The organism is Magnetospirillum sp. WYHS-4, assembly GCA_039908345.1.
Classification (GTDB): domain Bacteria; phylum Pseudomonadota; class Alphaproteobacteria; order Rhodospirillales; family GLO-3; genus JAMOBD01.
In genome coordinates this window covers 32,575-45,845 of the sequence record JAMOBD010000038.1, presented here as the reverse complement: position 1 = coordinate 45,845, position 13,271 = coordinate 32,575, and the positions used below count along the sequence as shown (strand labels likewise).

Here is a 13,271-nt window from a genome sequence, read left to right as displayed (position 1 = left end):
CGCTCTTCGACATACTTGATGGAACGGACCAGCTTGTTGACCCGCTGGCCGGTGATGTCCTGAAACGAGCAGGCCTCGAAGATCTGGGCGCTGTTGTCGATGATCCGCTCGATCAGGGCGGTTTGCTTGGGGTCCTTCAGGGAATTGCGCAACTGGGCGAGCAGTTCGTCGTTCAACTCGACGGTTTCCATGATGGTGTTGGAAGCGCGCTCGGTCGCCTTGACGATGGCATCCAGTTGTTCGGCCATGCTGCCGAACTGGTACTCCTCCTCGACCGGACGGCTGATGGCGGCGATTTCGGTTCGGACCCGGTTCATATAATTGAACAGGCCGAGCAATTCATGCCGCAGCGCTTCGAATTCTTGCTGGTCCGCCATTCCAGTATCGTCCCTTCGATTCCCCGTTCGGCCGGTTCCCCAGGGGGCCGGCAGAATCGTCGTGCCTTTTACGGCGCGATTATGACCGACAATAGGGGCAAAAAAAACGTTTCCGGTGACGGCCGTCACAGCTTCGCGGAAAAGGCGGCTAAAATTCTCCTTGCCGCATCGCCCGGCGTGACTCGTCCGTCCACCACGCGCGGTTCCAGGTCGTCGACCAGGGTCTTGACCTGGGGGCTGTCGTGCAGGCGGTGCAAGAGCGTTTCGTTGACCTCGTTCCACATCCAGGCCCGCGCCTGGGCGGCACGCTTCGCGGCGATGGCATCCGACGGCGCCAAGGCCGCGCGGTAGCGCCGGATGGCATCCCAGATATCGTCGATGCCCTTGCCTTCCAGGGCGGAGCATTTCAGTACCTCCGGAGTCCAGCCGGGGGTGGCGGGGCGCAGCAGATGCAGGGCGCTGGCGTAGTCGCGCCGCGCCCGTTCGGCCGCCGTCGCCAGGTCGCCATCGGCTTTGTTGACGGCGATCAGGTCGGCCAATTCGACGATACCCTTCTTGATGCCCTGCAGTTCGTCGCCGCCGGCCGGCGGCAGCAATAGCAGGAACAGGTCGGTGAGATCGGCGACCGCCGTCTCCGACTGGCCGACCCCCACGGTTTCCACCAGAATGACGTCGAATCCTGCGGCTTCGCAGGCCAGCAGGGCATCGCGGGTGCGGCGCGCCACTCCGCCCAGGGTGCCACCGGAGGGGGATGGGCGGATGAAGGCCCGGTCGTCCTTGGCCAGTTCGACCATGCGGGTCTTGTCGCCCAGGATCGAGCCGCCCGAGCGGGGGCTGGAGGGGTCGACCGCGAGCACGGCAACCCGGTGGCCCCGTTCGACCACGTGCAGGCCCAGGGCTTCGACGAAAGTGGACTTGCCGACGCCGGGAATGCCCGAGATACCGATGCGTATCGAAACGCCGGTGCGGGGCAGGATGGTCTGTAGCAGGGCTTCCGCCTGTTCGCGATGGTCGGGACGGGTGGATTCGATCAGGGTGATGGTCCGGGCCAGGGCCCGCCGGCTTCCGGACAGCAACTCCGCCGCCAAGTCACTTGCCGTCATTGTCCTTGCCCTTCGCGGCGTCGGTGAAGGCCAGGATGGCCATGGTGAGAAGGCGAGCGCGGTCTTCCTCTCCCAGACTTTCCAGGATCTTCTTCTTGTCCTTGCGCAAATCGAGCGCCTGACGCATCAGCGCTTGGCGTTCCGGACCCGCCTTCCTGGGGGGGGAGTCCTTGGGCGTTGCTTTGCGGGCTGGTGGCTTCCTTGCTTCCAGGCCCAGTACGGCCATCGCCTTCCTGAAGAATCCCGCCATGGCGTCGCATCCTCCTTGCAGGAGCCCATGGTACGGCTAGCATGGGCCCATGGACAAGACTCCGCGTCGGCTTCTCGAATCCTGGTTCCACCAAGCTCTGGCGGCGGTGACCGCCGAAGGCCGCCTTCCGGCTTGTCTTCCGCCGCCGCCGCCGGGCCACACGGTTGTGGTCGGGGCGGGAAAGGCGGCGGCGGCCATGGCACGGGCCGTCGAGAAGGAATGGCCGGACGCGGCCCCTCTGGGCGGCGTCGTGGCGACTCGCTACGGCCATGGTCTGACCTGCCGCCGTATCGAGGTTCTGGAGGCCGCCCATCCCGTTCCCGATTTAGCCAGCGCGGCGGCGGCGCGCCGGATGCTGACCGCCGTGGCGGGTCTGAGCCGGGATGATCTGGTGCTGGCCTTGATTTCCGGCGGGGGGTCGGCGCTGCTGGCCTTGCCGGCGCCGGGGGTGACGCTGGCCGACAAGCGGCGAATCACCGACGCCCTTCTCCGGTCGGGTGCGCCTATCGCGGAAATCAACTGCGTGCGCAAGCATCTTTCGGCCATCAAAGGGGGACGCCTGGCCGCCGCGGCCCATCCCGCCCGGGTGCTGACCCTGGCCATTTCCGACGTGCCGGGCGATCATCCGGCGACCATCGCCTCCGGACCGACGGTGGCCGATCCGACCACCGTCGCCGAAGCCCGCGCCATCCTGGATCGCCACCGGATCGCACCGCCTCCCGGCTTCGACGAGAGCCCCAAGCCCGGCGATCCCCGGCTGGCGGGCTGCGAGACACGCATCGTGGCCATGGCCCGAGATGCTCTGGAAGCGGCTGCCGCCGCAGTGCGCAGGGACGGATTCTCGCCGCTGATCCTGGGCGACGACCTGCAAGGCGAGGCCCGGGTTCTGGCCGCATCCCAGTCCCGGCTCGCCATGATGGCCGCGCCGGGAACGGTGCTCCTGTCGGGCGGCGAGACCGCGGTGACCGTAACCGGCAACGGCCGCGGCGGGCGCAACGCCGAATACCTGCTGGCCCTGGCCCTGGCCCTCGACGGGCACCCGCGTATCCACGCCCTGGCCTGCGATACCGACGGCATCGACGGCAGCGAGGACAACGCCGGCGCCGTCATCGGTCCCGACACCCTGCGGCGCGGACCCGATGCCCTTGCCCGTCTGGCGGATAACGATGCCCATGGCTATTTCGCGGCTCTGGGCGATCTGGTGGTCACGGGGCCTACGCTGACCAACGTCAACGATTTCCGCGCCATCCTGGTGTTGTGATCAGGCCAGGGGCGTCCAGCGGGCGAAGAAGGGAATGGCCTTGGCCTGTTCCTCGGTACCGCTGCCGTAGCTGGTACGGAATCCCTTGAGGATTTTGGGGCCGAAGTCACTGCCGCAGGTGAAATAGGCCCACAGGGCGATCAGCTCCCCGCAATGGGCGGGCAGGCCGCGCACCAACTTGCAGAGGTATTGGCGGCTGGAGCCTTCGCGGCCATCGAGGGCCTTGTCGTTCTCCTGGGCGAGCATCTGGCGGATTCCGGCTTGGCCTTCGCGAATCTGGGCGGGGATGTAGCGGAACAGAACCTTCAGAAAGGGGATGTCGGAGATGCGGGGCGCCTCGTAGATATCGGGGCCGGCATGGCTTTCCAGCATTTCCCAGAAGGCTTCGGCATGCAGGGCCATCGCATCGCGCGGACTGGCCGCTTCCTTCTTGTCCTTGCCGCCGAACATGCCGAGCAGGCCCTTGCGATTCTTTCCCTTGTCGGCGGCGCGGGCGCCTCCGGCCTTGGTCAGCAGGGTTTGGATATGGGACCAGCGGTCGTCCCAGAGGAAAAGCACCACGTTTTCCCGCTCCGGACGCAGGAAGAGCTCGTAGAAGGTCTCGGGGCGCAGGTCCTCGAAAGGGATGCTCTGGGCGAGCAGCGATATTCGGCGGGCCGACAGCATGGTGGGGGCGATGTGCTCGGCCACCGCCTGGATGAAGATCTCGCCGAAAGTGGGCGACAGCGGGTAAGGCAGGGCGGAACCACCCCGTTCCGGGACATGGAGCGCCTCGATTCGCTCACGCAGGAATTGGCAGAGACTGTCGGTGAAGACCGACTCGAACTTCTCCTGGTAGCCGGGCGGCTGCTCGACCGGCTGGACGGGGGCGACTTCCGGCGGCGCTTGGCGTTCGACCAACTGACCCAGCAGGGACAGAGGCAACAGAGCCTTGACGGCCTTCTCGCGGGCGGTCGAGAAGTCCCTCGATCGGGTGATGGCGTCGAGGAACAGATTAACGATTTCCGACCGCGTGCCCGTTGGCAAGACACCGGGCGGGATCAATTCGTCGACCGCTTGGCGGATGTGGCCCTTCAGTTCCTCCAGATGGGCGGCGGCACGCAAATGGGCCTGCCATTGCCGACAGGCCGGCGACGCGTGCGGAACATGCCCCTCGCCCTTCATCTCGCTTCCGACCGGCGGCTTCCGGTTTGCCGGTGCCGCCCCTTCCCTTGGAGAACCCTTCCTCGAACATAGCCCAGCCTTGTCCAGATAGCATCGGGGAAGTGGAGCCGGTCCAGGTCGCTCCTGTGGATAGTTCGGGGACTACCCATTTTGGCGGCTGGCAATGACGGAGCGGGCGGCGTATGGTGCCGCCCATGCGACGCCTCCGTAATGCCAAGATCATCGCCACCCTGGGCCCAGCTAGCGAATCCAAGGAACGCCTGACCGAACTCTTCAAGGTCGGTGCCGATGTGTTTCGCCTGAACTTCAGCCACGGGTCCCACGAGGGCCACAAGGCCCGCTTCGATACCATCCGCTGCATCGAGAAGTCCTTCGGACGGCCGATCGGCATCCTGCAGGACCTGCAGGGGCCCAAGCTGCGGGTGGGTAAGTTCGAGGGCGGCAAGGCCCGGGTCGAATCGGGACAGCTTTTCCGCCTCGACATGGCGAGGGACCCGGGCGACACCCGGCGTGTCCAGCTTCCCCATCCGGAGGTCTTCAAGGCCTTGTCGCCGCAGACCGAACTGCTGCTGGACGACGGGCGCGTCCGTCTCTGCATCCTGGATTGCGGCGACGATTGGGCGGAGACCGAGGTGGTGGTGGGCGGCCTGCTTTCCGACCACAAGGGCGTCAACGTGCCCAGCGCGGTGCTCGACCTTTCCCCGCTGACTCCCAAGGATCGCCGCGACCTGGAATTCGGGTTGCAGATGGGCGTCGACTGGGTGGGTCTGTCCTTCGTGCAGCGAGCCGAGGATGTGGCCGAGGCCCGGCGGCTGGTGGACGGCCGCGCGGCGATTCTGGTCAAGATCGAGAAGCCGGCGGCCATCGACCAGTTGGCCGAGATCGTCGAACTGGCCGACGCGGTCATGGTGGCGCGCGGCGATCTGGGCGTCGAGGTTCCGGCCGAGGACGTGCCGGTGCTGCAAAAGGAAATCATCCATGCCTGCCAACAGAAGGGCAGGCCGGTGGTGGTGGCGACCCAGATGCTCGACTCCATGGTCCATGCGCCGATGCCCACCCGCGCCGAGGCCTCCGACGTGGCGACCGCCATCTATGACGGCGCCGACGCGGTGATGCTGTCGGCGGAAACGGCGGTCGGCGACTATCCCATCGAGGCGGTGCGCATGATGGACCGCATCATCCGCCGTATCGAGCGTGACCCTCTCTACCGCAAGGTGACCGACGCCGAACGGCGCATGCCCGAATCGACGGCGGCCGACGCCATTACCGCTGCCGCCCGCCAGGTGGCCCATACCATTTCGGCGGCTTGCATCGTCGCGTTTTCCTCGACCGGTTCGACGACCCTTCGGGCGGCCCGCGAACGGCCGGAGGTGCCCATTCTCGGCCTGACCGCCAATCAGACGACGGCGCGCCGTCTCGCCCTGGCCTGGGGCGTGCATCCGGTGCTGACCAGCGACCTGCGTTTCTTCAACGACATGGTGATGAAGGCGGTGTCGGTGGCGGTGAAGGAGGAATTCGCCGTGGCCGGCCAGCAGCTCGTGGTGACGGCGGGCGTACCCTTCGGCACTCCCGGCGCCACCAACGTCCTGCGTATCGCCAAGGTCTAGTCGTTTCTGCGGCTCTACAGCTTCAGCACCACCTTGACGATGCTGGTGTCGTCGGGGTTGTTGGACTGCGTGAAGCCCAAGGCCCGGCAAAGCTTCAGCATGGTGCCGTTCTCGCGCAGCACGTCGCCGTGGATTTCCCCGATGCCACGCGACTTGGCATATTCGATGATGCGGCGCATGAGGAAGACGCCCAGGCCGAGGCCCGTCATCTCCTGCTCCACCATAATGGCGTATTCGGCTTTCTGCAGGTCTGGGTCGGCGTTGATGTGCACCGTGCCGTAGATGGGCGTCTTCCCGGGGATGCCCCGTTCGGTGAGGATCAGCGCCATTTCGCGGTCGTAGTCGATCTGGGTGAAGCGCGCCGCCTGGAGGTGCGACATGGTCTGCATGGGCACGAAGAAGCGCAACCGGATTTCCTCCGGCGTCAGGCGGGCGAAGGTCTCCTGCAGGGAGGGCTCGTCCTCGGGTACCACCGGGCGCAGGAACAGCAGCCGCCCGTCGCCCAGCGGTACCTCCTGTTCCAAGTCCTTCGGATAGGGCCGGATGGCCAGGCGGTCGGCGCCCGAGCCGTGAGCGGCCTTGACCTTGACGCGGGCATCGAGGGCGACCACGCCCCATTCGTCGGCCAGCAGCGGGTTGATATCCAATTCGGATATCTCCGGGACGTCGACCACGAGTTGGGAAATCTTCAATAGCGTCAGTGCCACAGCATCCAGGTTGACCGCCTTCAGGCCCCGGAAGCCGGTCAACTGCTTGTAGATGCGGGTGTTCGACATCAATTCGCGAGCCAGGCGCATGTTGAGTGGCGGCAGACCCAGGGCCTTGTCGTCGATCACCTCGACCGCCGTGCCGCCGTGGCCGAACAGGATGATCGGTCCAAACTGCGGGTCGGACAGCACACCCATGATCAACTCGTAGGCGCCGGGGCGACGCACCATGGGTTGTACCGTGACGCCCTCCAGGCGGGCGTCGGGCCTTGCCTTGCCGATGCGGTCCAGCATCTCGGCGGCCGCCGCCTTGACCAGAGCCGGGCCGGCGATGTCCACCAGCACCCCGCCGATATCCGACTTGTGGGTGATGTCGGGCGACAGCACCTTCAGCACCACCGGGCCGCCCAGTTCGGCGGCGATTCCCGCCGCTTCGTCGGGCGTGCAGGCGATATGGGTCGGCACCGTGGGGATGCCGTAGGCCGCCAGCATGGATTTGGCCTCCGGTTCGGTCAGCCAATCGCGGCCGTCCTCGACCGCCCGCTTGGCGATGGTGCGGGCGCGGTCGGCATCGACCGTGAAATCCTCCGGCATGGAGAGCGGGGTCTCCATCAGCAGTTCCTGGCTGCGCTTATAGTTCACGAGGTAGGTGAAGGCGCGCACCGCCTGCTCCGGCGTGTCATAGGTCGGGATGCGCTTTTCCTCGAACAGGTGGCGGGATTCGCGCGCCGCGCTGTCGCCCACCCAACTGGTCAGGACCCGTTGGCCCTTGCGTTCTCCGGCCACCGTGGCGACCGCGCGGGCGGCGTCGATGGGCGAGGCGACGGCGGTCGGGCAGTTGAGCACCAGGGTGGTGTCTACCCCCTTGTCCGCCAGGAGAATGCGCAGGGAATCCTCGTAACGCTTTCCGGGCGCATCGCCGATGATGTCGACCGGGTTGCCGTGCGACCATGTGGGCGGCAGCACGGCATTGAGCTTCTGGATCGTCTCGGGCTGCAACTGGGCGAGCCGGCCGCCCAGGGCCACCAGGGCATCGGTCGCCAGCACGCCGATTCCGCCGCCGTTGGTCAGAATGGCGAGGCGGTCGCCCTCCGGCGGGGTCATCATGGCCAGCACCTCGACGGCGTCGAAAAGCTGGGTCAGGCTGATTACGCGCAACATGCCGGCGCGCTTGAACACGGCGTCGTAGACGGAATCCAGCCCGGCCAGGGCACCGGTATGGGAGGCCGCCGCCTTGGCGCCTTCGGCATAGCGGCCGGCCTTGACCACGATCACCGGCTTCATGCGCGCCGCGGCGCGGGCCGCCGACATGAACTTGCGGGCGCTGGTCACGGCCTCCACGTACATCAGGATGGCCCGCGTGTTGGGATCGTTGGCCAGATAGTCGAGCATGTCGCCGAAATCCACGTCGGCCATGTCGCCCAGCGACACCAGATGGGAGAAGCCGATGCCGCGGCTGTGGGCCCAATCGACCACCGAGGTGACGATGGCACCCGACTGGGCGACGAAGGCGATGGGGCCGGTCTTGGGCGAGACGTGGCAGAAGCTGGCGTTGAGCCCGATGCGAGGCGCCATGATGCCCAGGCAATTGGGCCCGATGATGCGGAAGGAATAGGGTTTTGCGGCGTCGAGCAGGCTTTGCTTCAGCGCCCGTCCCGCCTCGTCGGCACCTTCGCCGAAGCCGGCGGTGATGACCACCGCCGCCCGGGTGCCGCGCGCCCCCAGTTCGGCAACGATGCCCGGTATGGCGTGGGGCGGGGTGCTGATCACCGCCAGGTCGGGGGTGACCGGCAGGCTGGCCACGTCCTTGTAGGTCAGCACGCCGTGGATCGCCTGGTGCTTGGGGTTGACCGGCATGACCGGTCCCTCGAATCCGGACAGGAAGAGGTTGCCCGCCAGCACCGCACCCACCGACTGCGGCCGGTTGCTGGCGCCGATGAGGGCGATGGACTTGGGCTTGAAGAGCTTGTCGAGATTACGGACGGTCATGAAAAACGTTCCTGGTTGATCCAATTCTTCGCAGGTGCAAAAATCATCGCCGAAATTGCGGAGAATAGCAAATGACCGAACGGTAACTGTCAGATGGCGTGGGAAACGATCCGCAAGTCAGGGCCCTATCGGGTGTCGCCCAACCTGCCGGACTACGCGACGGCGCGGGCATCCTTCACCTGGGAGGCGGCGCGGGCCGAGTTGGCCGGCCTGCCGGGCGGGGGCCTCAATATCGCCTTCGAGGCGGTGGACCGCCACGCGGCGAGTGGGCGGGTCGCGTTGCGCTGCCTGCGCAAGGGCGGTACCGTCGAGGACATCGGCTACGCCGACCTGGCCGCCCGCACCAACCGCTTCGCGAACCTGCTGGTCTCCCTCGGGGTGAAGAAGGGCGAGCGGGTCTTCGGTCTGGCGGGCAGGGTGCCGGAACTCTACGTGGCGGCCTTGGGCAGCCTGAAGGCCGGGGCGGTCTTCTGTCCGTTGTTTTCGGCCTTCGGGCCGGAACCCATCCTCACCCGCCTGCAATTGGGCGAGGCCAAGGTTCTGGTGACCACGGAAGCCCTCTACGAGCGCAAGGTGGCGGCGATCCGGAACCAGGTGCCGAGTCTGGAGCGGGTGATCGTCATCGGTGCCGATTGGGACGCCAGCCTGGCGGCGATGTCGGACACTTTCGCCATTCCCCCGACGGCCCCGGAGGACCCGGCACTGCTGCACTTCACCAGCGGCACCACGGGCAAACCCAAGGGCGCCCTGCACGTGCACGAGGCGGTGGTGGCCCATCGCCTGACCGGCAAGCTGGCGCTCGACTTGCGGCCTGGGGATATTTTCTGGTGCACGGCCGATCCAGGCTGGGTGACCGGGACTTCTTACGGGATCGTGGCGCCGTTGGCCAACGGGGTCACCCTGATCGTCGACGAGGAGGATTTCGACCCTCAGCGCTGGTGCCGGGTCTTGCAGGACCAGCGCGTCACCGTCTGGTACACGGCGCCCACCGCTATCCGCATGATGATGCGCCAAGGCGTCGAGCCGTTCCGCCGCTTCGACTATTCGTCTTTGCGCCTGCTGGCCAGCGTCGGCGAGCCGCTCAATCCCGAAGGCGTCGTCTGGGGCCAACAGGTTTTCGGTTCCCCCTTCCACGACACTTGGTGGCAGACCGAGACCGGGGCGATCATGATCGCCAACTATCCCACCCTGGACGTCCGTCCCGGTTCCATGGGCAAGCCCCTGCCGGGCATCGAGGCGGCCATCCTGCGGCCCGGGCCGGGCGGCGGGCTGGAACCGGCAGCCGAGACGGACGCCGAGGGCGAATTGGCGCTCAAGGTGGGCTGGCCGTCCCAGTTCCGCGGCTATCTGGACGAACCGGAACGTACCGCCAAGCGTTTCGTCGGTGGCTGGTATCTGACCGGCGACATCGCCAAGCGGGATGCCGATGGCTATTACTGGTTCGTCGGGCGGGCCGACGATGTCATCAAGTCGTCGGGCCATCTGGTCAGCCCGTTCGAGGTGGAAAGCCTGCTGCTCGAACATCCGGCGGTGGCCGAGGCCGGGGTGATCGGCAAGCCCGATCCGGTGACCGGCGAATCGATCAAGGCCTTCGTTTCCCTGAAGGCGGGGCAGGTGGCGTCCGACGCCCTGGTCCGCGAGTTGGTGGGATTCGCCCGCAAGCGCCTGGGCGCGGCACTGGCCCCGCGCGAGATCGCGATCCTGGATGGACTGCCCCGCACCCGTTCGGGTAAGATCATGCGCCGCCTGCTGAAGGCTCGCGAACTGGGCCTGCCGGAAGGCGACATCTCGACGCTGGACGATTGACCGAGCGGCGGGCTTGTCACCGGACCGTGGTTTGACAGGTGGCGGCGATTATGTACTATGACCGCACCTAATCCATGGATTAGAAGCTCCATATCACCGATGGTTCCCGAATGCGCCGCATAGTCTTACGTTCCGGCCTGGCGAAAGAGGAAGGAACGCCCGGCCTGCGACTGGCGCTTCCCCGAAAGCTGGATCTGACTTCCAAGTTCAATGGGGCCGTTCTTGCATCGGCTGGCGAACTCCGTCGTGCTTGCCTGGGGAAAGGCGAATTCCTTGGATTGGACAAGTCGAGGGCCTTTCAGATCCGGGCTAGCGGCGAGAGCCGGAAAGCTCTGCGGAAGAAGGCTTTTCGGAAGGGCTTTCTCGACGGGCTGTCCGCCCTTTCCAGCCTCTATGCCACCCCTTTGACCCCTTCCGCTTCGGAAACCGAAAAGGAAGGCTGAACCGATGGCCGAGTCCCAGGGTACCCACCCTGTTCCAGGCGCCCCGGCACCGGAAGAAGATACTGTGTCGCTTCCCATCGAAGTCGAGGATGCAGTCAAGCAGGCTTTGCGGGGCGTCGTCGACGACGACAAGGTTTCGGTGGTCATCGAGCATCTAAGCCACCTGATCCGCTTGGAAACCCGGCATGTCCCCGACGGTACGTTCGATATCGAGGAGATAGAATTTCTCGACAAGCTTGCCCCGGATGCCCATTTCGCGGATCAGGTCGCCAAGCTTACCCTCAGGCAGGCCGAGATCGACTTGATGCGTCAAGAAGAAGAGATCGAGGGTCGAAGACAGGAACGGAACGATCTGCGCGACCTCCAGAAGCTGGCGATGAAATCCGCTTTGCTCCTCGGCTTTGCCCTGGTCGCCGGAGCCGTTGCCAGTGCCTATTTCAACGCTTCCGCAGTGGGGGTGGCCCTGGCCGGGGCCGCCGCCGCCGGTATGGTAGCAAAGTTCCTGGATGCCGGGGGCGATCGGAAGGAGAAGGAACGATCATGACCGAAGCCGAAATCCGTGCGCAGGTGTTGATGGTGCTGAAGGAGGTGGCTCCCGACCTGGACGAGGGCGTCCTGAAGCCCGACGTGAACTTCCGCGACCAGTTCGAATTCGATTCCGTGGACTGCCTGAACTTCGCCCTGGCCCTGGAGCGCACCTTCACCATCCACATTCCCGAACTGGATTACCCGAGGCTGTCCAGCCTGGACAGCGCGACGGCCTATCTGACCGGATTGCTTGCCCGCTAGGCAGGGGACGGCTACGATCAGGCCGCATGATAACCGGTCGGGGGACCTGGGATGGAATTCGGCAGGGTGTTGCGGTGGCTGGCCGCCGGGCTGGCTCCTTTGCTGTCGGCCTGTGAGAACGGGCCCTCCGTGGTCTCCAATTTCAGCAAGGGCCAAGCGCTGATCGATAGCGTGCTCACCTATGCCTCGAAGGATGGGCCGATACTGGCCCAAGTACTGGGAAATCCCTTCGGCATGGAGGAGCCCCTGTTTGGAAATCTGGTGCGCGACCGCTTGCCGGATGGGGTCATGGGGCGGGTGGTGACCTTCACCGGCCGCGAATCCGAGGCGCCCCACCCCAATATCCGGGTCATCGTCATGTTCGGCGGCTTGACCGCCATGCCGGCCCATCGGCTTTGCGACGGCCGGCATCCCGAACTGTCCTTCAATCCCGACAAGCTGACGGTGCGGGCGGTGCTTTGCGCCGACGGCGATCCCCTGTCGGATGCCGAGGGCTGGGCGCGCAACATCCAGGGCCCGAACGACCGTCCGTTCCGTCGCCTGCTGGGCGACATGTCCCGTGCCTTGTTGCAGGGGCGGGGGTGAAGAACCTTTCTTTTTCGTCCTGCCGGCGGCTAAATATCGCGCCATGATAAAGCATGATGACGTCACGACCGTTCGCTTGGGGCTGATGGCGCCGCTCACCGGCTTGGTCGCTCTGTACGGGCCGGAAATCACTTGGGCCGGCCGCATTGCCTGCGACGAGGTGAACGCGGCCGGGGGATTGCTGGGGCGGCCCTTGGAACTGGTGATCGTGGATGATGGCAGTCTTCCGGAAACGGCAGTCCCGGCGGCCGAACGTCTGGTCGATGAGATGGGATGCGTCGGTATCATCGGCAACCTTCTGTCCAATTCGCGGATTGCCGTCGCCAACCGCGTGGCCGACCCGCGCCGGGTTCCGCATTTGAACTTCTCTTTCTACGAGGGCAGCATCTCGTCGCGCTACTTTTTCCATTTCGCGGCCCTGCCCAACCAGCAGATCGACCGCATGATTCCCTACATGGCCGATCGCTTCGGCCCAAAGATGTTCTTTGCCGGCAGCAATTACGAATGGCCGCGCGGCTCGATCGACGCGGCCAAGATGGCACTGGCCGGCCTTGGCGGCGAGGTAGTGGGCGAGACCTATCTGCCTATCGGTTCGGCGGATATCGACGAGTTGCTGGACGAACTCGCCAAGTCGGGCGCCGACGTGTTCGTGCCCTATTTCGCCGGCGCCGATCAGATCAACCTGCTGACCCGCTTCTCGGAACTCGGCCTTAAGGATCGCATGGCGGTGGTCATGGGGCATTACGACGAATCCATGGTCGGCTATCTTCCGCCCGAGGTTCGGGCGGGATTCTATTCCAGTAACACCTACTTCATGTCCGTCGACACGCCGGCCAACCGGGCCTACCTGGAACGCCTCTCGAACTTGCCGGGGGTGACTGGAATCTGGCCCGGGGGAAATGGTCTGCTGACCAATTTCGGCGAAGGTACGTATCTCTGCGTCAAGGCGTTTGCCGAAGCGGTTCGCCGAGCCGGCTCCCTTGGTGTCGAGGATCTGATCGTCGCGTTGGAACAGGTGTCCGTAACCGGACCTCAGGGCGAGGTCAGTATGGACCCACTGACCCATCATGCCGCGGTCAACGGTTACCTGGCTTGCTGCCGGGAGGATGGCACCTTCGAACTTATCGAGAATTTCGGGCAGATCGCGCCGGTGATTCCGACGCGCTACCGTCATCTATTCGACCTGCCGA

At 65.5% G+C, this 13,271-nt stretch carries 11 protein-coding genes; 6 read left to right on the top strand and 5 right to left on the bottom strand.

Features of this window, described 5'->3' with window-relative positions:
• From H7841_11840 to H7841_11830, 3 genes are all read right to left on the bottom strand, one after another.
• Positions 1-377: hypothetical protein (locus H7841_11840; protein ID MEO5337569.1), on the bottom strand; the 377-nt coding region annotated here is incomplete at its 3' end.
• 125 nt (positions 378-502) lie between these two features.
• Positions 503-1,480, bottom strand: coding sequence for a methylmalonyl Co-A mutase-associated GTPase MeaB (gene meaB / locus H7841_11835; protein MEO5337568.1), 978 nt, complete (start codon positions 1,478-1,480; stop codon positions 503-505).
• Positions 1,467-1,730: a hypothetical protein gene (locus H7841_11830; protein MEO5337567.1), complete on the bottom strand. Its 264-nt coding sequence runs from the start codon at positions 1,728-1,730 to the stop codon at positions 1,467-1,469. Before H7841_11830 ends, meaB begins: the two co-directional genes overlap by 14 nt.
• 49 nt (positions 1,731-1,779) lie before the next feature.
• Here H7841_11830 and H7841_11825 point away from each other — a divergent pair, with 49 nt between their 5' ends.
• A complete protein-coding gene (locus tag H7841_11825) occupies positions 1,780-2,991 on the top strand; it encodes a glycerate kinase (GenBank protein MEO5337566.1) in 1,212 nt (403 codons plus the stop codon).
• On the opposite strand, the gene H7841_11820 is transcribed toward H7841_11825, so the two are convergent.
• Positions 2,992-4,155, bottom strand: coding sequence for a hypothetical protein (locus H7841_11820; protein ID MEO5337565.1), 1,164 nt, complete (start codon positions 4,153-4,155; stop codon positions 2,992-2,994).
• Between the two features lie 194 nt (positions 4,156-4,349).
• Between H7841_11820 and pyk the strand changes: the two genes are divergently transcribed.
• Positions 4,350-5,762: a pyruvate kinase gene (gene pyk, locus H7841_11815; GenBank protein ID MEO5337564.1), complete on the top strand. Its 1,413-nt coding sequence runs from the start codon at positions 4,350-4,352 to the stop codon at positions 5,760-5,762.
• Between the two features lie 14 nt (positions 5,763-5,776).
• Here the strand turns inward: pyk and H7841_11810 are convergent, their stop codons facing one another.
• Positions 5,777-8,458 carry a bifunctional acetate--CoA ligase family protein/GNAT family N-acetyltransferase gene (locus H7841_11810; protein ID MEO5337563.1) on the bottom strand — a complete coding sequence of 894 codons (2,682 nt, stop codon included), beginning with the start codon at positions 8,456-8,458 and terminating at the stop codon, positions 5,777-5,779.
• A 93-nt stretch (positions 8,459-8,551) separates the two neighbouring features.
• On the opposite strand from H7841_11810, the gene acsA reads away from it, so the two are divergent.
• The 4 genes from acsA to H7841_11790 all read left to right on the top strand — a co-directional run bounded on the left by acsA (position 8,552) and on the right by H7841_11790 (position 12,081).
• A complete protein-coding gene (gene acsA, locus H7841_11805; GenBank protein ID MEO5337562.1) occupies positions 8,552-10,264 on the top strand; it encodes an acetate--CoA ligase in 1,713 nt (570 codons plus the stop codon).
• Between the two features lie 447 nt (positions 10,265-10,711).
• Complete coding sequence (locus H7841_11800) at positions 10,712-11,251, top strand: hypothetical protein (GenBank protein ID MEO5337561.1); 540 nt, start codon at positions 10,712-10,714, stop codon at positions 11,249-11,251.
• Positions 11,248-11,496 (top strand): phosphopantetheine-binding protein, encoded by a 249-nt coding sequence (locus H7841_11795; GenBank protein MEO5337560.1) that lies wholly within the window; start codon positions 11,248-11,250, stop codon positions 11,494-11,496. The genes H7841_11800 and H7841_11795 overlap by 4 nt, the downstream gene beginning before the upstream one ends.
• Before the next feature lie 51 nt (positions 11,497-11,547).
• A complete protein-coding gene (locus H7841_11790; GenBank protein MEO5337559.1) occupies positions 11,548-12,081 on the top strand; it encodes a hypothetical protein in 534 nt (177 codons plus the stop codon).
• Positions 12,082-13,271: the final 1,190 nt, after the last annotated feature.